35 protein-coding genes and 1 pseudogene are annotated in these 22,731 nt (G+C 71.5%); 8 read left to right on the forward strand and 28 right to left on the reverse strand.

Features of this window, described 5'->3' with window-relative positions:
- Nucleotides 1-45: 45 nt before the first annotated feature.
- From ACFYXM_RS11845 to ACFYXM_RS11945, 21 genes are all read right to left on the reverse strand, one after another.
- Entirely contained in the window at nucleotides 46-498 is a 453-nt protein-coding gene (locus ACFYXM_RS11845) for a hypothetical protein (RefSeq protein ID WP_389288847.1), read from the reverse strand.
- 71 nt (nucleotides 499-569) lie between these two features.
- A complete protein-coding gene (locus ACFYXM_RS11850) occupies nucleotides 570-1,223 on the reverse strand; it encodes a nuclease-related domain-containing protein (protein WP_389288848.1) in 654 nt (217 codons plus the stop codon).
- Nucleotides 1,220-1,555, reverse strand: coding sequence for a hypothetical protein (locus ACFYXM_RS11855; protein WP_389288849.1), 336 nt, complete (start codon nucleotides 1,553-1,555; stop codon nucleotides 1,220-1,222). Before ACFYXM_RS11855 ends, ACFYXM_RS11850 begins: the two co-directional genes overlap by 4 nt.
- Nucleotides 1,555-2,166 (reverse strand): hypothetical protein, encoded by a 612-nt coding sequence (locus tag ACFYXM_RS11860; protein ID WP_389288850.1) that lies wholly within the window; start codon nucleotides 2,164-2,166, stop codon nucleotides 1,555-1,557. The genes ACFYXM_RS11855 and ACFYXM_RS11860 overlap by 1 nt, the downstream gene beginning before the upstream one ends.
- A gap of 72 nt (nucleotides 2,167-2,238) precedes the next feature.
- Nucleotides 2,239-2,817 (reverse strand): DUF1643 domain-containing protein, encoded by a 579-nt coding sequence (locus tag ACFYXM_RS11865; RefSeq protein ID WP_389288851.1) that lies wholly within the window; start codon nucleotides 2,815-2,817, stop codon nucleotides 2,239-2,241.
- Complete coding sequence (locus ACFYXM_RS11870; protein ID WP_389288852.1) at nucleotides 2,814-3,527, reverse strand: hypothetical protein; 714 nt, start codon at nucleotides 3,525-3,527, stop codon at nucleotides 2,814-2,816. Before ACFYXM_RS11870 ends, ACFYXM_RS11865 begins: the two co-directional genes overlap by 4 nt.
- A gap of 97 nt (nucleotides 3,528-3,624) precedes the next feature.
- Complete coding sequence (locus tag ACFYXM_RS11875) at nucleotides 3,625-3,777, reverse strand: hypothetical protein (protein ID WP_389288853.1); 153 nt, start codon at nucleotides 3,775-3,777, stop codon at nucleotides 3,625-3,627.
- A 21-nt stretch (nucleotides 3,778-3,798) separates the two neighbouring features.
- Complete coding sequence (locus tag ACFYXM_RS11880; RefSeq protein WP_389288854.1) at nucleotides 3,799-3,939, reverse strand: hypothetical protein; 141 nt, start codon at nucleotides 3,937-3,939, stop codon at nucleotides 3,799-3,801.
- A gap of 487 nt (nucleotides 3,940-4,426) precedes the next feature.
- The gene (locus ACFYXM_RS11885; protein WP_389288855.1) at nucleotides 4,427-4,918 is read right to left on the reverse strand and encodes a hypothetical protein; all 492 of its coding nucleotides are present in this window, start codon (nucleotides 4,916-4,918) and stop codon (nucleotides 4,427-4,429) included.
- Nucleotides 4,919-5,009: 91 nt separating this feature from the next.
- Nucleotides 5,010-5,555, reverse strand: a complete 546-nt coding sequence (locus ACFYXM_RS11890; protein ID WP_389288856.1) for a RusA family crossover junction endodeoxyribonuclease — start codon at nucleotides 5,553-5,555, stop codon at nucleotides 5,010-5,012.
- Nucleotides 5,552-5,968: a hypothetical protein gene (locus ACFYXM_RS11895; RefSeq protein WP_389288857.1), complete on the reverse strand. Its 417-nt coding sequence runs from the start codon at nucleotides 5,966-5,968 to the stop codon at nucleotides 5,552-5,554. The genes ACFYXM_RS11890 and ACFYXM_RS11895 overlap by 4 nt, the downstream gene beginning before the upstream one ends.
- Nucleotides 5,965-7,071: a DUF5131 family protein gene (locus ACFYXM_RS11900; protein WP_389288858.1), complete on the reverse strand. Its 1,107-nt coding sequence runs from the start codon at nucleotides 7,069-7,071 to the stop codon at nucleotides 5,965-5,967. The genes ACFYXM_RS11895 and ACFYXM_RS11900 overlap by 4 nt, the downstream gene beginning before the upstream one ends.
- Before the next feature lie 179 nt (nucleotides 7,072-7,250).
- On the reverse strand, nucleotides 7,251-7,676 hold the full coding sequence (locus ACFYXM_RS11905) for a hypothetical protein (RefSeq protein ID WP_389288859.1): 426 nt from the start codon (nucleotides 7,674-7,676) through the stop codon (nucleotides 7,251-7,253).
- On the reverse strand, nucleotides 7,669-7,944 hold the full coding sequence (locus ACFYXM_RS11910) for a hypothetical protein (RefSeq protein ID WP_389288860.1): 276 nt from the start codon (nucleotides 7,942-7,944) through the stop codon (nucleotides 7,669-7,671). The genes ACFYXM_RS11905 and ACFYXM_RS11910 overlap by 8 nt, the downstream gene beginning before the upstream one ends.
- Nucleotides 7,941-8,246, reverse strand: coding sequence for a hypothetical protein (locus ACFYXM_RS11915; protein ID WP_389288861.1), 306 nt, complete (start codon nucleotides 8,244-8,246; stop codon nucleotides 7,941-7,943). The genes ACFYXM_RS11910 and ACFYXM_RS11915 overlap by 4 nt, the downstream gene beginning before the upstream one ends.
- 20 nt (nucleotides 8,247-8,266) lie before the next feature.
- The gene (locus ACFYXM_RS11920; protein ID WP_389288862.1) at nucleotides 8,267-8,500 is read right to left on the reverse strand and encodes a hypothetical protein; all 234 of its coding nucleotides are present in this window, start codon (nucleotides 8,498-8,500) and stop codon (nucleotides 8,267-8,269) included.
- A gap of 80 nt (nucleotides 8,501-8,580) precedes the next feature.
- Entirely contained in the window at nucleotides 8,581-9,063 is a 483-nt protein-coding gene (locus ACFYXM_RS11925; RefSeq protein WP_389288863.1) for a hypothetical protein, read from the reverse strand.
- A gap of 160 nt (nucleotides 9,064-9,223) precedes the next feature.
- On the reverse strand, nucleotides 9,224-9,358 hold the full coding sequence (locus ACFYXM_RS11930) for a hypothetical protein (RefSeq protein WP_389288864.1): 135 nt from the start codon (nucleotides 9,356-9,358) through the stop codon (nucleotides 9,224-9,226).
- A gap of 99 nt (nucleotides 9,359-9,457) precedes the next feature.
- A complete protein-coding gene (locus ACFYXM_RS11935; protein ID WP_389288865.1) occupies nucleotides 9,458-10,801 on the reverse strand; it encodes a hypothetical protein in 1,344 nt (447 codons plus the stop codon).
- 450 nt (nucleotides 10,802-11,251) lie between these two features.
- Nucleotides 11,252-11,665, reverse strand: a complete 414-nt coding sequence (locus ACFYXM_RS11940; protein WP_389288866.1) for a hypothetical protein — start codon at nucleotides 11,663-11,665, stop codon at nucleotides 11,252-11,254.
- Nucleotides 11,666-12,035: 370 nt separating this feature from the next.
- Nucleotides 12,036-12,806, reverse strand: a complete 771-nt coding sequence (locus tag ACFYXM_RS11945) for a hypothetical protein (RefSeq protein WP_389288867.1) — start codon at nucleotides 12,804-12,806, stop codon at nucleotides 12,036-12,038.
- A 316-nt stretch (nucleotides 12,807-13,122) separates the two neighbouring features.
- On the opposite strand from ACFYXM_RS11945, the gene ACFYXM_RS11950 reads away from it, so the two are divergent.
- The 6 genes and pseudogenes from ACFYXM_RS11950 to ACFYXM_RS11975 all read left to right on the forward strand — a co-directional run bounded on the left by ACFYXM_RS11950 (nucleotide 13,123) and on the right by ACFYXM_RS11975 (nucleotide 15,713).
- Nucleotides 13,123-13,557 carry a hypothetical protein gene (locus ACFYXM_RS11950; protein ID WP_389288868.1) on the forward strand — a complete coding sequence of 145 codons (435 nt, stop codon included), beginning with the start codon at nucleotides 13,123-13,125 and terminating at the stop codon, nucleotides 13,555-13,557.
- A complete protein-coding gene (locus ACFYXM_RS11955; RefSeq protein ID WP_389288869.1) occupies nucleotides 13,551-13,742 on the forward strand; it encodes a hypothetical protein in 192 nt (63 codons plus the stop codon). Before ACFYXM_RS11950 ends, ACFYXM_RS11955 begins: the two co-directional genes overlap by 7 nt.
- 292 nt (nucleotides 13,743-14,034) lie before the next feature.
- A complete protein-coding gene (locus ACFYXM_RS11960; protein WP_389288871.1) occupies nucleotides 14,035-14,529 on the forward strand; it encodes a hypothetical protein in 495 nt (164 codons plus the stop codon).
- A 164-nt stretch (nucleotides 14,530-14,693) separates the two neighbouring features.
- A complete protein-coding gene (locus ACFYXM_RS11965; protein WP_389288872.1) occupies nucleotides 14,694-14,918 on the forward strand; it encodes a hypothetical protein in 225 nt (74 codons plus the stop codon).
- 50 nt (nucleotides 14,919-14,968) lie between these two features.
- Nucleotides 14,969-15,151 (forward strand): annotated as a pseudogene (locus ACFYXM_RS11970) (DUF6409 family protein); the annotation flags it as partial.
- Between the two features lie 121 nt (nucleotides 15,152-15,272).
- Nucleotides 15,273-15,713 carry a hypothetical protein gene (locus tag ACFYXM_RS11975; RefSeq protein ID WP_389288873.1) on the forward strand — a complete coding sequence of 147 codons (441 nt, stop codon included), beginning with the start codon at nucleotides 15,273-15,275 and terminating at the stop codon, nucleotides 15,711-15,713.
- A gap of 52 nt (nucleotides 15,714-15,765) precedes the next feature.
- Here ACFYXM_RS11975 and ACFYXM_RS11980 read toward each other — a convergent pair whose 3' ends face one another.
- The 7 genes from ACFYXM_RS11980 to ACFYXM_RS12010 all read right to left on the reverse strand — a co-directional run bounded on the left by ACFYXM_RS11980 (nucleotide 15,766) and on the right by ACFYXM_RS12010 (nucleotide 21,343).
- Nucleotides 15,766-16,464 (reverse strand): hypothetical protein, encoded by a 699-nt coding sequence (locus tag ACFYXM_RS11980; protein WP_389288874.1) that lies wholly within the window; start codon nucleotides 16,462-16,464, stop codon nucleotides 15,766-15,768.
- A gap of 6 nt (nucleotides 16,465-16,470) precedes the next feature.
- On the reverse strand, nucleotides 16,471-17,241 hold the full coding sequence (locus ACFYXM_RS11985) for a hypothetical protein (RefSeq protein ID WP_389288875.1): 771 nt from the start codon (nucleotides 17,239-17,241) through the stop codon (nucleotides 16,471-16,473).
- A 276-nt stretch (nucleotides 17,242-17,517) separates the two neighbouring features.
- Entirely contained in the window at nucleotides 17,518-18,117 is a 600-nt protein-coding gene (locus tag ACFYXM_RS11990) for a hypothetical protein (RefSeq protein WP_389288876.1), read from the reverse strand.
- A gap of 267 nt (nucleotides 18,118-18,384) precedes the next feature.
- Nucleotides 18,385-18,675: a hypothetical protein gene (locus tag ACFYXM_RS11995; protein WP_389288877.1), complete on the reverse strand. Its 291-nt coding sequence runs from the start codon at nucleotides 18,673-18,675 to the stop codon at nucleotides 18,385-18,387.
- 30 nt (nucleotides 18,676-18,705) lie between these two features.
- Nucleotides 18,706-19,344: a hypothetical protein gene (locus ACFYXM_RS12000; RefSeq protein WP_389288878.1), complete on the reverse strand. Its 639-nt coding sequence runs from the start codon at nucleotides 19,342-19,344 to the stop codon at nucleotides 18,706-18,708.
- A 75-nt stretch (nucleotides 19,345-19,419) separates the two neighbouring features.
- Nucleotides 19,420-19,977, reverse strand: coding sequence for a DUF6207 family protein (locus tag ACFYXM_RS12005; protein ID WP_389288880.1), 558 nt, complete (start codon nucleotides 19,975-19,977; stop codon nucleotides 19,420-19,422).
- 79 nt (nucleotides 19,978-20,056) lie between these two features.
- Nucleotides 20,057-21,343: a hypothetical protein gene (locus ACFYXM_RS12010; protein ID WP_389288881.1), complete on the reverse strand. Its 1,287-nt coding sequence runs from the start codon at nucleotides 21,341-21,343 to the stop codon at nucleotides 20,057-20,059.
- 299 nt (nucleotides 21,344-21,642) lie between these two features.
- Between ACFYXM_RS12010 and ACFYXM_RS12015 the strand changes: the two genes are divergently transcribed.
- Complete coding sequence (locus ACFYXM_RS12015; protein ID WP_389288882.1) at nucleotides 21,643-22,164, forward strand: hypothetical protein; 522 nt, start codon at nucleotides 21,643-21,645, stop codon at nucleotides 22,162-22,164.
- On the forward strand, nucleotides 22,161-22,706 hold the full coding sequence (locus ACFYXM_RS12020) for a hypothetical protein (protein ID WP_389288883.1): 546 nt from the start codon (nucleotides 22,161-22,163) through the stop codon (nucleotides 22,704-22,706). The genes ACFYXM_RS12015 and ACFYXM_RS12020 overlap by 4 nt, the downstream gene beginning before the upstream one ends.
- Nucleotides 22,707-22,731 lie beyond the last annotated feature (25 nt).

Raw genomic sequence — 22,731 nt, forward strand, 5'->3', positions numbered from 1 at the left:
GCGGCCCGCCCGGAGTACGGACGGGCCGCTTCACGCGGGTTGGACTCAGCGCTCGGGCAACAGAAAGACCGCGCGCTCGGCAAGCGCCGCTGCCCGGTTCGGGTCCGGCTCGCCGGGGATCTCCTGGAGCGCCGGCAGCAGCGCTTCAGGACTGAGCACCGTGATCGGGCTGGGCCAGCGTCGGCACTCGACGAGGTCGCGGTGCCGGAAGATCGGCGATCCGTGCACGACCAGCGCCGGCACCATGCCGAGGTCCTTCCACTTCGGCCTGGGGCGCGATACGGCCCTCTGGGTCCGGCTGGCCAGATTGGCGAGCCCGCGAACAACGTGCTGTCTCGAGCGCCGGCCGCACATGAGCTTGCCGTCGACCGCGACGGTGAGTTTCCGCTTCGGCCACCGGTAGGAGACCGGCACCACGAGTCCGCGGCCGCAGGGCGGGATGAGCACGTGCGGGATGAACTGGTTCGAGCGGGGCAGGCTGCGGCCGGTGAGGATCACCCATCCCTCCTTCCGCAGGGGGGCCACGAGATGATCGGTGGCCTCCGTGGGGTCCTGGGTGAACCACCCCATCACGAGCCTCCTTCGACGTAGGGGTGCAGCATCTGGTTGACGCGGGACGCCAGTTGGGCGGCCCGGCGCGGGTTGGGCCTTCCGGCGCGCTCGCGCAGATTCGCCATCAAGGTCTGCGGGCCGAAGACGTGCAGCGGGCGCGGCCAGCCATCGACGACCACCTGGAGGTGGCCACCGGCAACCGTGGATCCGTGGATGACCAGGGCGGGCAGGACCGGCAGGCCCGCGATGCCTACGACGTCCCGGACGAAGCCGGCGAGCCAGACGGCCTTCTCCGCCTCGTCGTGCCGGTCCTCCTCGCCGCAGTACAGACGACCGCCGAAGGAGGCGGTCAGCCAGCTGGCCCACCAGCGCTTGGAGTCGAGGAGAATGATGCCCTCGCCGCTGGGCGGAATCAGGATGTGGTCGACGTTGCTGTTCGAACGGGGCAGACCGAGGTCGTGGAACACCGTCCAGCCCTCGTCGACCAGGACATCGACCAGGGCCTGGGTGGCGGCTTCGCCTTCAGCCCCCTTCAGCCAGGGCACGGCGGCGTCCGGTGTCGTGGGCGCCTCGCGCACGCCCAGGGCGATCAGCAGCCGCACCCACAGTCCGGGCCGGCGCCCGGCGCCCAGGGCGGCGGCGCGCTCGGTCGCGGAAGATCCGGCGTTCACTGCTGCGCTCCCTGCTGCTGGCCGCTGACGGCCGGGCGGACATCGACGATGGTGACCGGAGGGACGCTCTGACGGGTCTCACGCCGCTGCTGGCGGACTTCGCGGATGTGGCGCACCGTGGCGACCGGGGCGAGTACGAAGTCGTACGCGATCCGGCCGGCGAACCAGAGCTGGGCCAGCCACCAGTGCAGGTGACGGCGTCGGGTGAAGGCGCGGCGGACCGCGTGCTTCCTGGCCCAGCGGTCGATCGTGCGCTCGCGGCGTTCGAGGACGTGGGCGCTGCCCGCCCAGTAGCCGGCGACGAGCGCGGCGGAGACCGCGGCGGACAGCATCACGAGGCGACCGCCAGGGGCACGAACAGCTCGATGACCTCGGCCAGGTTTTCGGGGGCCTGGCCCTCGAGCACGGCGGCCTCAGCGCGCCGCCACTGGTAGCGCTGCTCGGGGGTGAGGGACGCGGCCCGGCTCAGGCGCAGCTGCGCCTCGTTGCGGCGCTCGGCGATGGCCGAGCGGTAGACCTGCGCCCGGGCCCGCCACAGGCGGGTCTCCTCGCCGGTGTCGTCGGCGCGCGCGGCGAACTGCTGCTCGATGTCGGTCCAGAGCACCTTGAGTGCGTGGCGCCACTGCGTGAGGTTGCTGGGGTGACGCAGGGAGAGGGCTTCGGCCCTCGCGCCGGTCCCCCGTACGTCGTGCAGGGCGGCATCGAGGAACGCCGTGTCGGGGACGTCCTGGAGCAGGCGGACATCGCCGGGCTGGGGTGTGAGGCCGGCCGGGCGCTGCACGGCTCGGGGGCTGCCGGTCAGGTGCCACCAGTCGCACACGCACAGATACGGCGTCAGCAGTTTGCCGACCGGGATCTGAACGCGTTTCGCCAGGTAGTCGGCAGCCTGCTCAGTGGCGAACGCCGAGACGTTGGGCTTGGGGCATCCGTTGCGCGTGTTCACGAGCTCGTTCCTTTCGTGCGTCGGGATCGGGACGGGCAGTGCAGGACGTAGGGAGGGTGCGGGTCCGAGCTCTCAGGTGTTCGGCGGGGCGTACGGCACGAGGGGCGTCGCTCCGTGGAGGTACAGCGGGTGGAGCGGCTGGGCGGAGCGGGTCGTGCCCAGGCAGCGCATGGCGACGCCCTGGTCCCACAGCCGGTCGGCGACCTGACGGCCGCGGTCGTTGATGGCTCCGTGACCGCCCCAGGCGGCGACGACCGTTTCGCAGGCGTCGACGGCGTGGTGGATGAAGGAGTCGTTGTACGGGCCGACCGGGTCGGCGGACTCGGTGAGCGCGGGCCGCGGCCTCTTCGCTCGCAGGGCGAAGAGGTTGACGACCAGCAGGCCGCCGGCCCCTTCGCGTCGGGCGAAGGCGGTACAGCGCCCGATGGTGGGGTCGTCGACGTGGGCGTCGGCCGTGGAGGGGTTGAGCATCACGAAGCCGAGCGGCGGCCGCCGGGTGTTCCAGATGCGGCTCAGCAGATAGCGGTAGGCGCCGTCAGCGCTGAGGACCGCCGCGGCGATCCGCCTGTCGGCCTGGCGCTCCTCGTGCACCAGGTCCGCCGGAACGAGGCTGCCGGGAGCCGGGAGCTCGGCCACCACGGTGCCGGTCATGACCGGACGTCGTACTGCGCGAGGAGGAACTGGGCCGAGCGCCGGAACCGCTCGCGCTGGTCGCGAGTGAGGGCCTCCCAGGCCGGTGAGCCCAGGTCGATGAGTTCGGTGTTGGCGTGGAGCTGGCGGGCGAGGTCCTCGGCGCCGACGCGGCGCTGCTTCTGCAGGGAGCGCAGGAACCGGTAGGCGTCGCGGTTGTAGCAGGCGTCGGCGAGGGCGTGGTGGGCGGTGCTCTGCTGCTCGGGCAGCTCGCTGACGCCGAGCTCGTCGGCCATGACCTGGATGTCGGTGAAGTACCGAGGGATGTGGACCGGCATCTGCGACCAGTCGTTGTCCCACAGGGAGTGGAGGCGGCAGGCATCCTGCGCGCCGTAGTAGGCGACGAGCCGGGGCGCGGTGGGCGCTTCGAAGTAGCGGTCCAGGTCGGCGGCGATCTCCTTGGTGGGCCGGACGTGCTGGTAGTGGGGGTGGCTGGTGTCGAAGTCGATCGCGTCGGGGCTACCGGTGCGGTCGCGGTGCACGGTGACCGGCATGTGGGGCAGGACGTGCTCGACGATGAAAGCGTGGTCCAGGACGGCACCGAAGTCGGCGTCGGCATTGACCGCGTAGTAGTCGGTGCCGTCGTCGTCGGTGACGCCGAGGGACAGCAGTCCGGGCAGTGCGCTGTTGCGCGGGTCGAACTCGCAGTCGAGGAAGGTGGTGCGGGTCATCTCGAGGGGCTCTCTTTCGTCAGGGCGCCCAGGACGTGGGCCGTCAGGCGCGGGGGCAGTTGGAAGACGGCCAGCGGGTACAGCCGGCAGGCGGCGATCACAGAAGGTCGTCGAGGATGAACGCGCCGAACCAGATGAGGACGGCCACGGAGATGCCGAGGACGGCAGTGAGCTCGCCGTCCGTGGTGATGGCGTACGTGAGGCACGCGGTGCCGGAGCCGAGGCCCAGGCCAAGAAGGAATCGCGGCATCGTGTGTTCTTCCGATTCGGATCAGGTGGCGACGGCGCGCCCGAAGGCGTCGGCCACGGCGGCGAACAAGACGCCAAGCAGCACCAAAACGACCGCGGCTGTACGGGCGAGGCCGTAGGCGAGGGCGGCGAGGGTTCCGGTGGCCTCGACGAGGGTGGTCAACGGATCGGTGTTACTGAGGTTGGCGAGGAGGGTGATCGCCAGGGTGTAGCCCGCGACACCGAGACCGAACTGCCCACCCGAGGCCCAGCCCGCTGTTTGCGGCGATCCCGGCGACGGTGCGGGCGGCGATCAGGCCAGCCGCCGCGAAGAGCAGCGCGAGGAATATCTCCTGTGCGCGCTTGGCGCGGGGGGCGGCCTTGGTGCGAAGTCCGGCCAGGGTCATGGGGTCCTCCGGTAGGAGCTGGACGGGTACCGCGCCCCGAGGGGGGGCGGGGCGCGGCACCCGGGGGTGCAGAACCCCCGGGGAGGGGTGAGGGCCCTGCGGGACAGACATTAGACGAAACCCAATACACACGCAATAGAACTAGTGGTGGTGGGATGCGGAAGGGGCCGGTCCCCACCAGTGGGAACCGGCCCCATAGACCCGGCAGTTCGGAATCGGCGCGCTACGGCACCCCCGCGATCTCGGTCCACTCCGTGCCAGCGCTCACCGCTCCCCTCCGGCAGCGGCGACGCCAGCCGCGAGCGCGATCCACACCTTGTGCCACGCCTGGTCGTACCGGTACCCGGCCTGCGGGTCACGGCGCAGCCACTTGCCCTTGCCCTGCCAGTTGGCGAAGCGCACCATCCTGGTGGTCTCCTCGGTCTCGGGATCTTCGTGCCACCGTCCTCCCGAGCGGTCCGCGGCGTAGTGGGTGATGGCCGACAGCGCGAGCCCGGCTCCCACGTACCGCCAGTCCAGCCGCAGGCCGAGCCCGCGGTCGACGAGCAACAGGGCAGCGGCCTGAACAGCGGTGTACTCGGCGACGTGTCCCAAGCACGCACGCCTGCCCTCCGGGCCGGGACGGCCCTTGGCGACAGCGTGCGCATCGCGCTGGGTGATGTGGTCGGCGCCCTCGTGCGCTGCGGTCAGCGCGGCATAGCAGGAGGGGAAGCGCAGAGCGGCGGTAGTGATGGACGCGCGGCGTGCGGTGCTCATGTCGTTGTACTCCTTGGAGAGTCCTGGGCGTACGGGCTGTCAGGCCTGTTGGAGTACCGGTTCGCCGTACCGTGCGGCGGAAGCGACCTGGTCATGCTGTCGGAACTCCGAGCTTCCAGACCCGGATGGTGGCACCCGGCTTGGGCAGAGCATCCGGGTGAGGCGTGATGGGAAAGACTTTCTGCACCTCGAGCGCGACCACCTGCCCGTCGTCCGGGAACACGGACGCGTTGCACAGCGCGTCCAGGACTGCCCGGGCGTGGTGGTCGATGTCGCTCGTGGTCCGGTTGGCCGGCCAGAGGTCCCCGCGTTTGGCGGCGGTCGGGCTCCGCTTGACGGTGACCACGATCTGCACAGCGACCGGCCCGGCGATCTCGCCGTGCGTCCGGTTCGGCTTGCCGCACGCCCGGCAGTTGGGCATCTTCTTCACGCGCACCCGCTGGTGGGTACCCAAGGCCCGGGTCGCGGCCTTCGTGATTGTGGTGCGCCAGGGCATCAGAACGTCGTGGTTGGAGTGGACGGCCTTGCCGTGGCCCTTAAAGCTGATGGCGCCCTGCCCGGCCGGGGTGCCGATGACGGTGATGTCCAGGATCCGGGTCGCTGGCGGAGCCGCGGGGGCGGAAGCGGCCTCGCTCATCGGGCGGTCCGTTCCAGGAACTCCATGGACGCGCCTGCGACCGCCGCGGTGAGCGCGTCCAGGAGGGCACCGTCGCCCACGTGGCTGGGCAGCCGAGCGCTGATCACCTCGGCCATGGCCTCGCGGACGCCGGGACGGGTGGCCGCGAGGTAGGCACCGCTGGCCTGGAGCGACCGCTGGAGCTCGTGGCGGCTCTCCACCGCGTGCTGCGCCCACTCGTCCGGCTCGTCGAAGGCGATCTCCACGCTGTCGTCGACGATTACGCGGACGCCGAGCGCCGACGCCCAGTGGTGCCCCTCTCCCCCGTCCATCGTCGACAACGGGATCGGGATCTGCATCGGGGTGTGCGGAGCGACGTCGGCCAGGGCGGCGCGCAGCAGGCCGGCCGTCAGCGGTTCGTTGATGTTCGTCATCGGCGGGACTCCGTGTTCGTGGTCGTGAAGGCGGGGGCCTGCAGCCAGGTGCGGCCGTCGAGTTCGTTGCCGGCCTTCTTCTTGCCGAGGCGGTACACGCCCTGCCAGCTGCCGGTGTCGGGCACCTCGGCTTCGGGCAGCGCCTGGCCGGTCTCGGCGCTGACGTACAGGGCGGGTTCGGGGGAGGGCCGGCCGTCGGTGTCGGGCCTCCAGAAGGGCCGGTACTCACCCCACTGTTTGAACAGGAACGGGACGCGCCGTCTGCTCTTGCTGCACTGGTCGCGAAGCGAGCGGGCCCACGCCGGGTGCATCGGGCGGGACTTGGGACCGCTCTCCCCTCCGGCGATCACCCAGTCGATCGGCTCGAGGCCGGCCAGTCCGTACCAGAACGAGGTGTGCGGTTCCCGTTCGCCGTACTGGCCGTCGAGGGCGTCCACCACGTAGGCGGTGTCGCCGCGGTAGGAGATGCGGGTCAGGTCGACCGGGCCGAGGAGCGGCTCGGCAGAGATGAAGCGCCGAGCGGCGGGCGTCCCCAGCAGCGCAGGTACCCGGGTGTTCGCCGTGCGCTGGTCCTCGACGGACACACCCATCCAGAGGTTGGGCAGCGGCCACCGCTGGCCGCGGCCGAGAGCGGCGTCCCGGTTCAGCGCGTGGGTCTCGGCGCGGACCGCGGCCACGAAGTCCTTCGAGTTCAGCAGCGCCCGCATCCGGCCGTGCCTCTTGGTCAGCACCTGATAGGTGTGCTGGGGCGTGGAGGCCATCACCGCGAAGATCCGGGCGATGAACTCCTCGGGCACCGCCTCGTGGAAGAGGTCGGACTGGGAGTTCACGAACACCTTGCAGGGCTTGCACCAGATACCCGCGCCGCTCAACGGCTGCAGGAGCCGCTCGTCGAGGAGGTTGACCTTGCCCGTCCAGTCGACGCGATCGGTGTTCGAGGTGGTGCCGGCGTACGCGTCGGCGATCTTCGGGTTGGGGTTGAAGGACCGGATACGCGCCGTGGAGATCGCGTAGCACCCCTCGCAGCCCCGGGAGACCCGGGTACAGCCGATGATGGGCGACCAGGTCACGTCCGTCCATTCGATGCTGGTGCGTGTGGCCACGAGGTGGCCTCCTTGTCGTGGAAGTAGCCGGGCAAGCGGACAGGGAGAACGGAAAGCAGGTGGCTGTCGCGCGGAGCGGCCAGGGCGCCGCCAGTGCTTCCAGGTGGTGGTGAGAGCGTCCTCGATTGCGCGCTGCGCATGGGTGACCCGGAGATCGCGTTCGGCCTGCGTGAGTTCGGTCATCGCGCGGGGTGCTCCCTCGTGGTCTCGGGAGCGGGCACCTGGAACTCGGTGCTCGGCAGAGTGGTCGGCGGGACCGTGCGGGTCATGTCGCGCAGCAGGTCTGCGTCTTCGGCCATCATGTCGAGGGAGCCGGGCCACCCGGAGCGTTCCTCGGCGATCGTAGACAGGACGCGGATCTTGGCCTCTGCCTCGAGCAGGGCCTCGCGGCGGATGGCCAGGGCAAGGACACAGGCGATGTCCCAGGCATCCGTGTAGGGCGCGAACCACCGCTCCAGGCAGGCGGGATCGGCCTGGCGCACTACTGCGACCAGGGCCATCTGGAGCGCGTCGCGGACGGCGGGGTTGTACTGCTGGGCCATGCGCCGGTCGATCTCCTGCTGGAGCGTGGCGTCGTCAGCCCTGGGTGCACGCAGGTCAGCCATGGTGGTCTCCGTCCGGATCGCCGGCCTCGTACGGCAGGTCCAGCGGCAACGGGCCCGGCTCGTCGACGCGCAGGGCCCGGGCGAAGACCGCTCCGCGGGCTGCGAGTTGCAGGGCGGCGGCAAGTTCGGTCAGGGCGACCGGGTCGCCGCTGATGGTGCCGAACCGTCCGGAGACCACGCCATGATTGAAGCCGTCGCCGGGGCGGCTGTCGATCTCGTACGTCTCGCCGCGTGCGGGGTCGAGGGCGGTCAGTGCGATCGTCGTCATCCCTGCTCACCTCCGGCGAGGTCGAGGGTGCTGAGGCCGTCGGCGTCCAGGGCGGTGGCCCAGTCAATGCACAGCGCGGCGTTCTCCAGCTCGGTGGCCGCGCGCCGCAGCTGGGCGGCGTCGCCGAGGACGACCAGCTCGCCGGTGCTGACGGTGGCGGCGTAGGAGCCGTCGAAGTCCTGGATGCGGTCGATGCGGTACGCCGTGGTCTCGGTGAGCTTGATCTGGGGAACGTGGTCCGGCGGTGGCACCTTCCGGGTCAGGGCTTCTCGCACCGCGTCGCGCAAGTGCTTCGTCTTCATCAGGTCGTTCTCCTTGTCGGTCAGTGCTGTTCGCCGCAGCGGCAGGTCTCTCGGAAGGCGTGACCGATGAGCAGGCCGTCCCGGTAGCCCTCGGCCCACAGCGGGTTGGCGGCCGCGTTCACCCAGCGGGCGCGGCCGGCGGTGACCGCGAGCGGTTCCGTGGCGGCGTCGAGCAGGGCCTCGGCCATGCCCTGCTCGTACAGGTCGGGAAGGTCGGCCGGGGTGGCGGGCGGGGCGGTGACGGGGGGGCTCATGGCGTGCTCCTGTGTCGGCTTCAGGGGCGAAGGTCGGTCCCGGCTCTCGCGGGTACCGGTCGGTGGGCCCACCGACCGGTTCAGGCCGCGAGGGCGGTGTGCTGCTCCAGGGCGTCGGCGGTACGGATGAGGCGGCCCAGCACCTCGAGCAGCGTGGGCGCCTCCGTCCAGCTGGTGGGGGCGGTCGCCGCCCAGTAGCTGACTCGGTCGATCCACTCCTCCGGGCCGTCCGCCGTGGGCAGTTCGTCGCAGACGTCTACCTCGGTGATCTTCGAGTCGAGGCCATCCCACACGGCGTGGATGGCGGCCATCGCCTGCGGGTTGGCCTTGATCAGCTCGATCGCCGCCTGCTCGTCGGCGGTCTCGGTGCTGTGGAAGACCGGCGGCAGCGGGTTGGCGGTGGCGGCCATGTAGATGGAGGCGCAGACGTTCAGGGGGCCGTGGTCAAGGTGAGTGCGGGTGTTCGGGCCGACGAAGGCGTGCTCACGGTGCAGGCCGTACTGGCTGAGGTGGAAGACGGCGTCGCGGAGAAGGGTGGCGGTGGTGGTCGGCGTCGCGTGCATGGCGGGTCTCTCCAGCCGGGGTGCGTGCGAAGGGGGCTTGGGCGGCCGGGTGCGAGGGCTGAGGTCCTCCTCGCACCCGGCCGGTAGGGTCCGGCCCGGCCCCGGGGAGCCCCGAGGGGTGGGGGCTACGGCCGGTCGGCCGGGCCGGAGTCGGGGGGTGCTAGTCGTCGCGCCCGTAGTTGTCGTCGGCAACACCGTAGATGAAACCCAATACACATGCAAGCTGCTTGGTGAGCCCCTCCCGGATGGAGAGGATGTCGTCGGTGATGGTGCTCGCGGTCAGCAGTTCGGTCACTGCCGCTCCAGGGGCCGCGAGGCCGGGGGCGGGCGTCAGGGGAATCGGCGGGGGCGATTGCGCCACAATCAGCAGCGCGGTCCAAAAGCCCGGCCGGCGTCAGGCGAGGACCTGGATGCCGTCGGAGAAGGTCAAGGCGATGCAGCGTTGCAGGAGGTCCGCGCCGTACAGCCGTTCCGTCTGAATTGGCCCGAGGCTCTCGTAGGCAGCCATGACCAGTTCGGTGTTGCCGGCCTTGTACGCCCACCACGCCTCCTGCCAGAGGCTCTTCAGGTCCTCGGCGTCTACGTTCTCGGGGCCGTCGGCGGCGGGCAGCTCGCCCCCGGCGTCCTGCCCGCGAAGGGCCTGCGTAGCCTGGGCGAAGGCGTCGTTCGGCGCGGTTCGGCGGGCCTCACCGGCCTGGAGCTGCTCGTCGTATGCCTCAGCCTCGGCCTCCTTGGCCAGCTGGCGGGCGATGTACCCGTGGGGCCGGTCCGGGCGCCAGCCGATTTCCACGGCGACGGCCGGGGCGATCAGCCGCAGCCAGGAGTCGATGCACTCCTCGCCCCAGCCAGCAGCTACCGGGTCCAGGAGCACCCAGGACAGCTCCTGGATGCTGGCGCGCTGAGTCCAGTTGTGGAGCGGGCGTAGCCACTTGGCGAGTCTGTCGGCGGCCGCGAACATCGCTGCGGTCACACGTCGGCCCTGGATCGTCTTCCGGGGAGACCTGCTGTTGGCTCGCGCCCTGCGCGTAGGTTTTACATCCCCACCCACAACATCAGCAGGTACGTCGTGGGTAACTACAACCGATTGGGGCGCACGCCCCGTGTCGTCCACAGGGTTGTCCACAGCTCCGGCCTTGATGATTCGCTGCCGGCCTGCCTCGGTGACGCCGACGAGCCGGGCCTCGTACCCGGCGCCCCGGACGCGGTGGCCCAAGGCGTCGTCCCACACGCGGGGGATGACCGCGCCGTACACCGCGGCGGTGCCTGAGTAGCCGGGCAGGCCGCGCAGTCGCCGGGAGTTCAGGCGAGAGCCCTCCGACACCAGGACCAGCAGGCCCAGTTCGCGGAGGTAGCCCATGTGCCGCTTGACGGTGCTCTTGTCGATGCCCAGGTGCTCGCAGATCAGATCCCGGCAGTACATGGCCAGGCCCGTCTCGTCGTCGAGACGGCGAGAGAGGTCCAGGACGACCTCGAGGGTCGTGCCGTTGGCCTTCGGGTGGAAGCCGGCACCGACCATGAACCGAGCGGCGCGCAGGAACCCATCACGGTTCCGTGCGCGCCGGGAGACGGTCGTCTTCACCGTCTGCTGCGCCTTGTCGAGGACAAGGGCGAAGGTATGCGGGACCGCCTCGCAGGCGGTCGAGTTTGCGGTGGAGTCGTCACCCGGTGGGGTGGCGGAGGGTCCGACACGCCGATTCTTGGCAGGGCCGAGCTGGCGAATGGCAGCACTGTGCTGCATGATGTGCGCTTGGTCCTCTCGGCAAGAGGGCACAACAAAGCCCCCTCGGGGGCTTTCACCCCTATCGGGTGGCCTGGCTGGCCGTCCGGTGTGAACAGAACAGTTGGACCCGCCCCGTCGCTGGGGCGGTGAAGAATCCGTCGGACCGTGTGGCGAACGGAACGACGGTCAACAGGTTGTCTGCGAGCGGCGAAACTCGTGGCGCTGCCTGCTGTGGCTCGAATGGCCGCCAGACCGGGTGAGGCGAAACACCGGGAGTCTGGAAGGCCCGCGGTCGAGTGCTCGTGATTGCGCCGCAATCACCTGCGAGACACCGACCGCCAGTTACCTACCTCAAGGCCAGCCCCCTCTCAGCGGGGAAGACTGGCGATGGCTCACCCCGGCCACTGGCACCGGCGGCGACAGACGAAGACCTGCGCTCGATGCCGCCGTACCCGGGACATCGGGTCATCACGCCCCCTGTGCGCTGGCCTTGGCCTCCCGCCAGCGCTTACGCGCCGGCCTGAGGCGGAAGGAGATCACCTCGGCGAGCGTCGTCGCCGCCCCGGTGTGGTCGATGGCCGCCATCCCGGCGGCCCGGCAGTGCGCCCCCTTTTCGACGAGCGCGGACAGCGACTCGTACGTCGCTTCCGAGTCGTACGCACGGTGGAGGAAGTCGGCGCGGGGTCCGCGGGCAACGCCCTCTTCGGACCAGGCGCGCAGGGCTTTGCCGATTGCGGCGGCGTCGTCCAGCACCTCGTCCGGCGGGCTCGGCTTCGTGACCACCAGCTCGTGCGTCGGACGCATGGAGGCGGCGAAGTCGACCTCGCACTCGAGATGTCCGGCGGGCCCGCTCCAGAAGGCCGACCAGCAGTCGATGACCACGACATCGTGCTTTGAGGCGGCATACAGCGCCAGCGACAGGTTGTTCGGGTGGAAGCTGGCCAGTTCCGGGGACTGCCGCGGCCGGGCCGCGCTCGGTGTCGATGACCGCGATGGTCTCGCCGAGCTCGGCCGCCATCCGCAGGGCGGCCAGGGTGTGCTCGGATCCGGCCGGTCCGTCGAGGACTGCGCGGACCGGGCGGGCCTCCTTGGCTGCTGCCTCGAAGCGGAAAGGGGTGTGCTGAACCGGGCCCCCGCGGATGCGGGGGCCTCGACGGCTGTCGCCATGGGCGGGTCTCCTGAGGTTGTGACTGGGGGCGGCTGCCTGGGGCCAGTTGTCGGCTTCTGGCCGGTCAGGCGACCGCGGGCGGCGCTACTCCTCGGCCAGCGCGTCCAGCTCCTCCGCGTCCAGGTACACAGTGGCGAGGAACTGCGAGGCGATTCGGGAGGGGTTGACCACGAAGCCGAGGCGCTCGGAGTCCGCAGCGCAGCGCTGCGTAATCTGCGTCCACTCGACGGTGGGCACACGGATCGTGGTGGACAGCGGCCCGCTGTTCGGGTCGATCGTCCCGGCCGCCGCGCGCGGGGTGAGCGTCGGCTCGAGGTGGCCGTAGCGGTAGAGGGTGAAGCCCTCGCGGATCACCGTCGCGAGCGTCCGGCCCTCGTCCTTCACCTTCCGCCCGGCCCGGATCTTCACCGCGTCCGGGATGTACACCGAGCGGTTCGGTGCCGACTCCTCGGCCGGCACCTCCCCAGCCGACGGGGCGGTGAGGTAGACGTCGCGCAGGAACTGCGTGGCAACGCGGGAGGGATTGACGAGGAAGCCGAGCCGCGCCTTGTCCGCCGTGCAGCGCTCCAAGATCCAATCCCACTCGACCGGAGGGATCCGGACGCTGGTGGGAGGCAGGGACTTGGTTCCGCCGACGGAACCAGCCGCCGCGCGCTTGGGCTTGACCGGCTCGAGGTGGCCGTAGCGGTAGAGGGTGAAGCCCTCGCGGATCACCATTGCGAGCGTCCTGCTCTCCGCACCCGCTTTCGCGTCGGCCTCCTTCTTCACCTCTGCGGGCACGTACAGCGGGCGTGCCGGGTCACCCTCCCCCCACTGCTGTCCGGAGGGGAGTCGGGGCTTGCTGTCTTCGGCCACGGTGGCGGGTCCTCTCGGCGGTGCTCTCAGGGCGAGCGACGGCGTCGCTGTGTGCAAACACATGCAAGTGTCCTATGTTTGCCGCACCGCCGGTAGCTGGTGCCCCGGCTTGGCGGGCCAGGTCGCCCCGGCAGCCCCAACCGTAACTGAAACCCTATACACAGGCAATAGATTGGGCTATGGTGCTGGCACCCGCCCCTCTGGAGGGACCGAATGACCGGCACCACCGGCGCCCCTGCCCGCCTGGCTCGCCGAAGCCGAGCGCGGCCGTCAGGCCAGGGAACTCGACGAGAAGGCCAGCAAGCTGCGCCTCGTCATGGACCAGGCCGACAAGATCAACAAGTGGCTCACGGAGTTCGGTATCGAGCCACTGAGCCCGGCCGGCTACGACCAGTTCGGAAACCTGAAGTCGGCCGTTCTGATCGGCGCCGACTACGAGGTACACACCTATGAGGTCCGCGCCCTTTGGAGCACCGTCGACGACGCCCTCGAGCTGCATACCGCGGACTGGGAGGACGACGCCACCGCCTTCGGATGCGTACGGCTGCTGCGCACCATCGGCGACATCGCCGCCGCCCGCCATGAGACCCCGAAGTTCCCGGCCCAGCCGCGGAACTTCGCCGCCGAGGCCCGTCGGGCGATCGACAGCCTCCACGTCGACAACACCAACGACGCCCGGATCGAAGCGACCGTCACCGCAGCGCCCGCGGCCAGGAGCTCAAGGCCCGGGAGCAGGTGGCCGTCATGGTGACCCGGGAGATGCACCTGCCCGTCCCGGACCGGGTACACGGGCCCAACTACCAGGTGGCCCTGGCCGACTGGGAGCAGCAAGTCGCCTTCTGGACCGGCATCGCCCGTGACGCCGCCGTCAAGGCGTGCAACGCCTGTGAGGGCACCGGCCACGTTCTGGACGCCCCCGACACCATCACCACCTGATCACCGCCATGGTTCTGTAAGCGCCACCTCGACCACCTCGGTCGGGTTCGTGAGCAGCTCCGCGAACCCAACAGCCGGGCACCCGAGCCGATTCCGAACCGCGGGGGCCTGCTCCTGGTCTACTTCGAGTCGGACTGGCTCGACGTCTACCGCCGCCGCCTCGGCGAACGCTGGGAGCCGCCGGTCTACGGGCTCTCGGCCGACGGCACGCTGCTGGTCGAGACGTCGAGCGCTCCCCGGTGAACCGCCACGATGCAACTCCCGATCCGACACCCAACAGGAGATTCACACCATGACCTTCTCGTACGAGGACCCCGACGGCTTCCACCTCCTGATCACCCGCGCGGACGACCAGCGGGGGCGCGACGTCCTGGACCTGTCCGTCAGCAACCCGGCCGATGGGCAAGGGTGGCGCAGCGGTAGCAACGTGCAGATCCCGGCGCAGACGCTGTTTACCGGCCTCCGGGACACCGCCAACTCCGCCAACGACCACGGCCAGCCGCTGCTCCTGGTCGTCGACCAGCCCGAGCACGGCGACTGGCACGGACGCCTCGATGTGCTCGAAGCATTGGAGGCCCGGGGCTGGACCGCCGATCCCGAGTACCCGCTCAGCATCCTGCGCCACCCGTCGGGCGCCGTATGGGCCGTAGCTAACGAGTCCGGCGACTCCGGGCTCACCTGCCCCAACGGCGCCAACCCCGACTTCCCGTCGGACACCCCGTCCGTGGTCATCATCGCCGCGTGCCTCGCCGCGACCCACACCACGGCACCCAGCGAGGCCAGGTGACCGACGACCTCGCGGAGCGGCGACGCGTTGGAGCGGACCGCCACCGGTCCGCTCGGCGCGCCGCTCCGCGGCGGCCGGCCGAACCGCCCCGCTGGGTGCGGAGCTTCGTGATCCCCCGGGACGCGTGCGAACCCTGTGCGCGGCACCACCACCGTTGCCACGGTGTGGCCGTCCTGCGCGACCCGGTCCCGGACTGCCCCTGCGACTGCGGCGACCCGCGCGACCCCTTCCTCCTCAACCCGAGGGCGCGGGCCGACCTCGCCCTCCTCGCCCCGGAGCAGGTCTGGGTCGCCGCCCTGCTCAAGCGGCAGCGTGCCGCTGGCATCCACCAGTGCAGCTGGCGTCCGGACGAATGCGGCCTGCGTGAGGCTCCTCGAAACATGCTCTGATCTGCTCTTTTATCTCCCACGCGCCTCCATCATTACAACGAAACATTGCAATGTCCTGGTGTTGGCGGGGACTGCCCCTGACCACTTCACCGAGGAGGAACGCTGTGGCCACCACGACGGACACCACCTACACCACCGGCGACATCGTCAGGGGACGGCCGGTCGAGCAGGGGGTACGCCAGCCGCACCGGCACGGCATCGTCCTCCGCCTTTTCGGCAACGACCCCTCCAGCGGCTACCTCGTGCCCGCACCGTCGATACCACCGGCCTCGAGCCGACCGTGGCCACGACCGCGTTCCTGCTGGACGCCTCGATCCCCACCGCTTCGGCCCCGGCCTGGCCCCCGGTGCCACGATGGAGGAGCTGTTCGCCGCCTACGTGGCCCGCAGCGCCCACGATGTCGCGCGGGACGGCCAGCCGTATCCCGCCTTTTTCGACGTGTACGTCGTCCGCCCGCCCGAGAAGGGACCGCAGCCCGGAGACGCCCCGGAAGGCTGGCGGAACATCGGCGCGTTCGTCCTCGTTACTGCCCGTCGGCCGTGGCACCTGGAGGGCGAGGACCAGCGCGTCACCACCGACGCCTACCGTGCCGCCAAGGCCACCCTGAACCGGGTGTGGCCGGGCCTGCCGGACTGGGCCGGGCACGCTGCGCTGTCCCTGGACATGCTGGCGACGCTGCGCGGGCGGTTCACCGACGACGAGGTGCTCGCCCTCGTGCACGAGATGCAGGACTCGGCCGTCGACCACACCTGGACGATCGGCGCCGACCCGGAACTCGACCGCACCCGGTGGTAGCCAGCAGGGGCGGGAAGGCCGTTCCCGGCCGCCGCCCGCCCCTGCCCGGCGGCTACCCGAAGGTGTGCGTCCGGCTCTGCGACATCAGGTAGTGCTGGACGCTTTCCACGACGTGGTCCGGGCGTCCGACCTGCTGGTGCCGCTGGAGGTACCGGTCGGCCACCGCTGCCCAGCCGCCCGCCCGGTCCGCGACCTCGCTGAACTTCCCGGCGAGGGACGCCGCGACCTCGACGTACCGGTCCGGGCCGGTCACCCAGCCGGTGACGACTCGGACGATCTCCGCCACGGCCGCTTCGTCGTACCGCTTCGGCTTCTCCGCGAGCTCAGCACCGATGTCCCAGGCCAGCCGCACCATGGCCTCGGACTCCCAGGAGCCCTCCCGGCCGGCCATGATGCGGTACTGGGCCCCGCCCTGCCGCCGCTCGCCGCTCTCCCGCTGCTCGTCGGCCTCGGCGAGCACCAGCCGGTACAGCGCGACCAGCAGGGAGGCCGCCGCCTTCCGCCCGGCGCCGGTGAGCGCCGCCTCCAGCGCGGCGCTCTCGCCCGCCGTCGCCGCGTCCACTGGCCGTACCGGCCCGCGGGACTCCACCAGGGCCTCGTACGACTGGTCCTCCAGGTCCCGGCGCCATCCGGCGTCGGCGGCATACAGGCCGTCTCCGCGCTGGTGCCAGCCCTGATACATCCGGTCGACGACCCGGTACGGCCGCGGCTGCGGTGGCGCGGAGTCGATGTCGACGGGCTGGTACGACAACGACGGTCAGGCGGGGAAAGCCGCTGTCATGGCCGTCTTCTCCTCTCCGCCCCGCAGGTTGGGCAGGATGACCACACCCCCAGGCGGTTCGCGGGCCTGCTCACTGTCCGGCCAGTTGGTGAGATTGCCCTGGGGGTCCAGGTCGACGCGGCCGGCGGTCACTTCGGCGTGCCGCGCGGCGATCAGCTCGGACCACCCATCGGGCAGGCTCGTGTGCTCACTGGCCGTGTGCGCGGTGAACTCGGCGCTGGCCGTGAGCGCTTCGGCGTCGGCCCGGCCGATCGACAGCGCCACGGGACGTCCCTCGACGGGGACCTCCGGGTACCGGCCGATCACCCAGGCCCGCGCCACGGCGTAGAAGTCGCTGACCACGGCGTCCGCCTCGCCCTTGCGGTCCCACGGGCGGACGGCCCAGGCGTGCACCAGCAGGAGCGCCGAGACGTACCCGGGGAGCTGGGGCTCCGGGGTCCACGGGCTGGCGGGGACAATCACGTCGGCCCGGCCGTCGTACTCCTCGCCGGTCGTCTCCCGGCGCAGCGTGTGGAGCCGGTCGGCGAGGTCCTGGGCGAGCTCGCTGCGGTCGGCGTCGGCCGGGACGGTGCAGTACACGACGAACGGCAGGACGTGCAGCCGCTGTTCGCCCCCGTCCGTTGCCGCTGCGGCGGTGCCGGTGCTGGCGGTGCGGTCCAGCCGGTGGGCGGCCTGGGTGTACGACAGGCCCGTCTGCTCCATCACCTGGCGTACGGCGAGGGTGCGGGCGCGGGAATCCTTCGGCATCGGGGCTCCAGTCACGACGGCATGCCCCACGCGCACGCCGCGGTCGTCTGAGAGCGGGCGATGCTGGCGGCACGAGGAGTCGGAGACGTCTTGTCCGGCTACGGGGCCGGGCGTGGGCCGGGCACCCCTTCACGGAGTCGGGCGGTCGCGCACCGCCGACGACGACTCTACCGGTCCCGGGCCCGGGCCAGCAGCGCCTTGACCGTCCTGGCGGCGCCCCGGCGGACGGGCCGCGGGCCGGAGTGCCGCCGGGACGTGGGCCGCCTGGGGTCGGATCTACGCGGGCTCGCCGTACTCGGCAACGTATGCCTGGTAGTTCTCCGCGATGACGGCCTTGCCGGCGTCCTCGGTGAGGTGGTCGACCGAGACGACGGCTGGGACCTGGAGCCCGCCGACAGGGACTGTGATCTGCTTGATCCGGCGGGCCAGGTCGGCGACGACGCTGGGAGCCGACTCGACCAGCAGCCTGCCGTCCCGCCACGAGAACCGCGGCGCCCGGCCGATGCCAGTGCCGCGAACGATCGTCGCCACGGCGGTCCCGTAGCTGTACGGCAGAGCCGGGTTCTCGGTCAGCAGCAAGTACACCCGCTCGGTGTCGCCACCGTAGCCGACCAGGCCCGTGCACGGCGCGATCGGCCCGTCCGCGTCCCGGGCCACCACCTCGTAGACCCGGCACTCCGTGCACCGGAACAGATCGGTCGTCTGCTCGTACTCGAACTCGTGGCCGCCAAAACGGTCGTCCGCCCGGTCACCACCTCCTGCTGTGCCCCAGGCGGCTCCCTCGGCCGCAGCGCTGCGCAGGGCCCGGGTGTACTTGGAGCCCCGGCGCGCGGCCTCACGGGCACGTTGGGCGTTGGTGTTCTGCTTCTTCGGCACGGCCGACTCCAGCCTGGCGGTACTCCCACGCTTCCCGCCGACGGATCGGGCCGAAAACGGTCTGCTGCCGCGGGCCCCGGAAGACCTTGACCGACTGTGCCCCTGGCGGCGTGGGCGCTCGGGACAGCGGCGAACGGCGGTACGCGTCTGGCCGTGTGGGGGACACGATAGAGCACCGCTGCGCCGTGGTCACCGCGGCTTGACTCGCGAGCCCCGGTTTCGCCTGGGCACCGGCCCTGTTTCGCCTCCCGGAGCAGCGGGGCCCGCTCACGGCCCGGTCGTTCTACCGGTCCGGGGCACCCCGGGGTACCCGGCCGCTTCCTCGTACCGCGCGGCCTCCCTGACGAGCCAGGCCAGTTGCTTCGCGGCTGCCGCAGCGTCGCCGTCCTCCAGTTTGGCCGTTGCGTAACCGTAGGCGTACCCGGCCATCCGGCTCAGGGCCGGATCCCGGGTCTCGGTGCTGATGTCCCGCAGGAAGGAGAAGTACGTCTCCAGGCTGGTGCGCAGCGCCGGGTCGCCGGGGTTCTCGCCTGCGGGTATGTCCTCGTTCTTGGTCATCCGCCGAGGGTAGAGGCCGCCCGGGACGCGTCAGGCACCGGCCGGCACGTGGCCCGGGAGCGGTTGGCCCGGCAGCCACCAGGCGACCAGCTCCGCGACGCCCTCGTTCTCCCACACGCCGTACGTCACGTTGTCCTGGTGCTCACCGTCGTGGCCACGGAAGCGCTGGCAGATCCATACCTCGCCCGAGGACCGGTACATCGCCGGGCAGTACGGCTGCCCACGGAACCGTACGCGCAGCTCGTCCGCGACTTCCAGCGAAGGCTCCACCGTCCACGCCGCCGCCTCCAGCGCCGTTACGACCGCCCGTACGGCTGGCAGGGATACCTCGGGGCGCAGCCGGAGGATGCCGCCGCGCAGCGCGTCCTGCTCCATGCTCGTTGCCGCGACGATGTACGGGTGGCCGCGCAGCGCTCCGTCGACGAGGTCGTTGAACCAGTCGCTGGTGAGAACGTGCACGTACCCGGCCCGCCGGGCGGCGCCGCCGCGGCCGGTCGGGTACTCGCGCAACTGGGAGGCGTTGACCTCCCGTTCCCGTTTGCCGGTGGCAGCGTCGGCGATCCGGATGCGCCGACCGCCCAGCTGGCGGACGACCCGCACGTACCGGGGCGGGCCGTCCGCCGGGGTGCAGGCCCGGTAGATCTGGCCTTGCTCGAGATGGTGGTCCACGCAAACTCCCGGCCCTCGTCGGTGACTTCCGACTCTGCCGAGCCGGTCCGCCGCGGCCCGGCCGCATGGCGGCGCCTAGTACGGGGACGGCGCCTTCCCGTGCAGCGGGGCGCAGTCGTCGCACCGGTCGTCCCGCCCGTGCCCGGCCTCCGCTCGGTGGTGCTCCTTCAGAGCCCAGAACGCGGCCGAGTACGCCTTGCGCACTCGCAGGGCCTCCTCCCGTTCTTCTTCGGAGAGGTGCGACCAGCACGCTCCGGGGTCGGCTTCCCCGAAGCCCTCCGGCCACTCGGCGGCCTGCCGTGTGCAGGGCCGGCTATCTTTCCGGCGGCGTACGCACGTTGGCTTCCCCCGGTCGGTCCGCCCGCCCCAGGGCGGGGTGGACAGCCGGACCCAGTCCGCGGGCAGCACTCGCTGCTTCCCCGGTGCCGGGAGGGAGGTGTCCAGGTAGAGCCGGGCGGTGTACGCCGCCTGCCCCGGTACGTGCGTCGCCTGCCGGACCACGGGAACCCCACTCGATGCCCAGGTTCCCGCGAGCTGCTCGGCGATCTGGCGGACGGTCGGTTCGTCGTGCGCGACGATCTCGACGTACCCCGTACCGGGCCTGGACAGGTGCGTCGTAGCGCTGTTCTCCATGCCCTGCCAGACGCCCGGCCCCCGCCCGCGGTTACGCCCTGGGCCGCAGTTCACCCGGGAGAGGACAGCCCGGGCCCGCTCAGCCCCCGGCCGGGGCTGGCGGGTGCAGCTCGCGGCGCAGCGCGCCCCCGTTCACGTACGAGGCCACGGTCCGCGCCAGCGTCAGGAGCCGCCGCACCACCAGGTCGTGCTCGGGCGGGTCCGTCCAGTCCTTCCACCGGGGCCGGGCGGCGGGCCGCATCTGCTTGGGCAGCGGACGCTTGCGAGTCCGGGTGCCGGCCAGGGTGCCGTACGCGTCCTGGACGGCGGTGTCGACCCGGTGCAGGCCGCACACCGGCGGCGCCGGGACCTTCGCGCTGTCCCGGCCCGCGTCGGCCGCGGCCACCACCGCGGCGGTCAGGTCCGCTCCGGCCGGACTGCCCTCGACCACCGCGGTGAACGCGGCGAGCACGGCGTGCGCGTACCGGCGGATGGCCACGACCGCCTCCTCGGTCGCCCGTTCCCGGTGCGCCAGCGCCAGCGCGCTCCGGGCCCGGGCCTGCTCCAGCAGCAGAGCACCCCACTCCCCGTCGGCCTCACTCTCCGAAGGCTTCTTCTTCCCGGCGTCGCGCTCCGCCTCCTCCCACCGGCGGTGCGCCGTCCACTGGACCCGGTGCGCGATCTCGATCGCGCCCTCCATCCGGTCCAGGGTGCGCTGGAGTTCGGCCGGCCACGGCTCCGGGCCGCCGTCCGGGTCCGGGGCGGCGACGTCCGGGTACAGCTCGGCGTACCGGGCCCAGCGGGTGCGGTAGTGCTCCCTCCCGGCCTCGGTGATCCGGTAGTCGCCGTCCTTGCCCTCGGCGTACGGCGGGGTGGGGCGGCCGACGAGCGCCTCGTAGGTGTTGTGGCCCCAGATCCGTACCGTGCCCGGGTCCGCCCGCCACAGCCGGACGAGCCGCTCCCACGCGTACTCCGACAGCTCACCGGCCCGGCGCCGGCCCGGCTCCCGCGTCCCGGCCCGCACCGCCGCCCGCCCCGCACGGGTGAGCTTCACCGAAACGGTCCGAGACTTCCCCCGCGGCCCGTCGACGACCTCGTCACGGACCTCGATCAGCCCGTACCGCTGCAGCGCCTGCAGCGTCGACCCGGTGCCGTCGTCCCGCACGTCCCGCCGTGCGAGCGCCCGCTGCACCGGGGTCAGCTTCGACCCCGGCGTCACCACGTCGATCCACCTCCACACCGACGCCGGCGTGTCGTCGTAGTACCCGGCAGCGGCGTCCTGCGCCCGTCCGGCCTCCACCGCCTGGTCGTGGTCGTACAGCACCGTCATGTACGCCCGCTGCCTTGTGTTCAGCGCGTCCCACGCCACCTGCGCCTTGGTAGCCACCACCGCTCCCTTCATACCGATTCCAGCCTGACGCACCGCCAGACCACCTTCGTGCAATACCGGTCACGTCCGAAGATCCCGCGCCCGATGTCGGCGGCGGCCGGTACGGTGGTACCCGCACAACAACGGCATGCCGCGAACCGCCGTTTCCGCTGCCGCCCCCGCGCCCACGCCGCACCGGGGCAGCGCCGCCGGACAAGGACCGCACCCGGGTCCCGCGCAGCAGTACCCGTCTGTCCGGCTGCGAACAATCACGCAACGTCCGGCGGGAGGCGTGGGAACCCGCTGTGGAGACGACCGTGACCAAGAGCGGACACGACCACCTCAAACGCCAAGCCCGGCAGACCGCCCGGGCCACCGGGCGCCGCTTCCCCGACGTTCTCGCCGAGCTGCGCCGCGAGCCCCACCATGCCCCGGCCCCCCGCCGGCCGAGTACCCCTTCGACGGACCTCGTCCTGCGCTGCCGCGGCGTCGCGCACCCCCTCGACGGAGGACGCTGCGCCCAGCCCGCCGGGCATCCGGGCCACTGGACGTGGTGCGGCGACGACCCGCACTTCGCGGTCCACGTCTGGCAGGGCTACGTCGAGGCCCGGGACGCGGCCGAGAACGCGAAGCACGAGGCGTGGCTGGCGTCCCTCACCCCGCAGCAGCGTGCCGAGTACGAAGCCGAGAACGAGGCGGCCTACTACCAGGAGATGGCCGACAACGCCCGCGAACCGTACGACCCGGAGTACGAGAGGAGCATCGAGCACGCGCTCGACGCCGCCGACGAGGAACGCTGGGCCGTCGAAGCCGACGACTGGGACGGAGACCGCTGGTGAACCCCTACTGGACAATCGTGCAGCAGCGCGCCGCCGAGTACTCCCTCGCCCACGCCCGGCCCGACGCCCCCCTGACGGCCGGCCTGCCCGTCCTGGCCGCGCACGCCGCAGACTTCTCACCCCTGCAGACCCTCCACATCGCCCAGTTCTGCCTGTCCGTCATCGTGTTCGAGGACTGCCCCGCCTACCTGCGCACCCCGGCGGGCATCCCGGACCTGGACCGGCTGGTACCCATCGGCGCCGACGCCTTGACCGTCCTGACTACCGCCGAGGACCAGCGCGCCCTGTTCGGTCGCGGTCTCGACGAGGAGCTGCGCAACGTTGAGGACCAGGTGGCCGGCGTCGCCCGGGCCCGAAGCGTGGTTCAGAAAGTTCTCCAGCAGGTACCGCACGGCCTGAAGGGCCGGGAGCGGATGGTCAACATCATCGCGGACCTCGAAGGTGACCCGCGGGCGATCGCCGGCGTCATCGGGCTCACCGCCGCGGCACTGCGCGAGGTCGCCCGCCAGCAGGGCCCGCAGCCCGCGGCCTTCTGGCAGTGACAGTGGGAGCCGTCAAGCTGTTGGA

Source organism: Streptomyces sp. NPDC002476 (genome assembly GCF_042889785.1).
Lineage (GTDB): Bacteria > Actinomycetota > Actinomycetes > Streptomycetales > Streptomycetaceae > Streptomyces.

Excerpts from the sequence above, each read along its gene's own strand:
- ACFYXM_RS11925 (WP_389288863.1), bottom strand. The coding sequence starts at position 9,063 with ATGCACGCGACGCCGACCACCACCGCCACCCTTCTCCGCGACGCCGTC.
- ACFYXM_RS11960 (WP_389288871.1), top strand. The coding sequence starts at position 14,035 with ATGACCTTCTCGTACGAGGACCCCGACGGCTTCCACCTCCTGATCACC.
- ACFYXM_RS11875 (WP_389288853.1), bottom strand. The coding sequence starts at position 3,777 with ATGCCGCGATTCCTTCTTGGCCTGGGCCTCGGCTCCGGCACCGCGTGC.
- ACFYXM_RS12005 (WP_389288880.1), bottom strand. The coding sequence starts at position 19,977 with ATGGAGAACAGCGCTACGACGCACCTGTCCAGGCCCGGTACGGGGTAC.
- ACFYXM_RS11895 (WP_389288857.1), bottom strand. The coding sequence starts at position 5,968 with ATGACGAACATCAACGAACCGCTGACGGCCGGCCTGCTGCGCGCCGCC.
- ACFYXM_RS11905 (WP_389288859.1), bottom strand. The coding sequence starts at position 7,676 with ATGGCTGACCTGCGTGCACCCAGGGCTGACGACGCCACGCTCCAGCAG.
- ACFYXM_RS11975 (WP_389288873.1), top strand. The coding sequence starts at position 15,273 with ATGGAGGAGCTGTTCGCCGCCTACGTGGCCCGCAGCGCCCACGATGTC.
- ACFYXM_RS11920 (WP_389288862.1), bottom strand. The coding sequence starts at position 8,500 with ATGAGCCCCCCCGTCACCGCCCCGCCCGCCACCCCGGCCGACCTTCCC.
- ACFYXM_RS11935 (WP_389288865.1), bottom strand. The coding sequence starts at position 10,801 with ATGCAGCACAGTGCTGCCATTCGCCAGCTCGGCCCTGCCAAGAATCGG.
- ACFYXM_RS11885 (WP_389288855.1), bottom strand. The coding sequence starts at position 4,918 with ATGAGCACCGCACGCCGCGCGTCCATCACTACCGCCGCTCTGCGCTTC.
- ACFYXM_RS11870 (WP_389288852.1), bottom strand. The coding sequence starts at position 3,527 with ATGACCCGCACCACCTTCCTCGACTGCGAGTTCGACCCGCGCAACAGC.
- ACFYXM_RS11855 (WP_389288849.1), bottom strand. The coding sequence starts at position 1,555 with ATGCTGTCCGCCGCGGTCTCCGCCGCGCTCGTCGCCGGCTACTGGGCG.
- ACFYXM_RS11995 (WP_389288877.1), bottom strand. The coding sequence starts at position 18,675 with ATGACCAAGAACGAGGACATACCCGCAGGCGAGAACCCCGGCGACCCG.
- ACFYXM_RS11865 (WP_389288851.1), bottom strand. The coding sequence starts at position 2,817 with ATGACCGGCACCGTGGTGGCCGAGCTCCCGGCTCCCGGCAGCCTCGTT.
- ACFYXM_RS11915 (WP_389288861.1), bottom strand. The coding sequence starts at position 8,246 with ATGAAGACGAAGCACTTGCGCGACGCGGTGCGAGAAGCCCTGACCCGG.
- ACFYXM_RS11985 (WP_389288875.1), bottom strand. The coding sequence starts at position 17,241 with ATGCCGAAGGATTCCCGCGCCCGCACCCTCGCCGTACGCCAGGTGATG.
- ACFYXM_RS11890 (WP_389288856.1), bottom strand. The coding sequence starts at position 5,555 with ATGAGCGAGGCCGCTTCCGCCCCCGCGGCTCCGCCAGCGACCCGGATC.
- ACFYXM_RS11950 (WP_389288868.1), top strand. The coding sequence starts at position 13,123 with ATGGACCAGGCCGACAAGATCAACAAGTGGCTCACGGAGTTCGGTATC.
- ACFYXM_RS11910 (WP_389288860.1), bottom strand. The coding sequence starts at position 7,944 with ATGACGACGATCGCACTGACCGCCCTCGACCCCGCACGCGGCGAGACG.
- ACFYXM_RS11955 (WP_389288869.1), top strand. The coding sequence starts at position 13,551 with ATGGTGACCCGGGAGATGCACCTGCCCGTCCCGGACCGGGTACACGGG.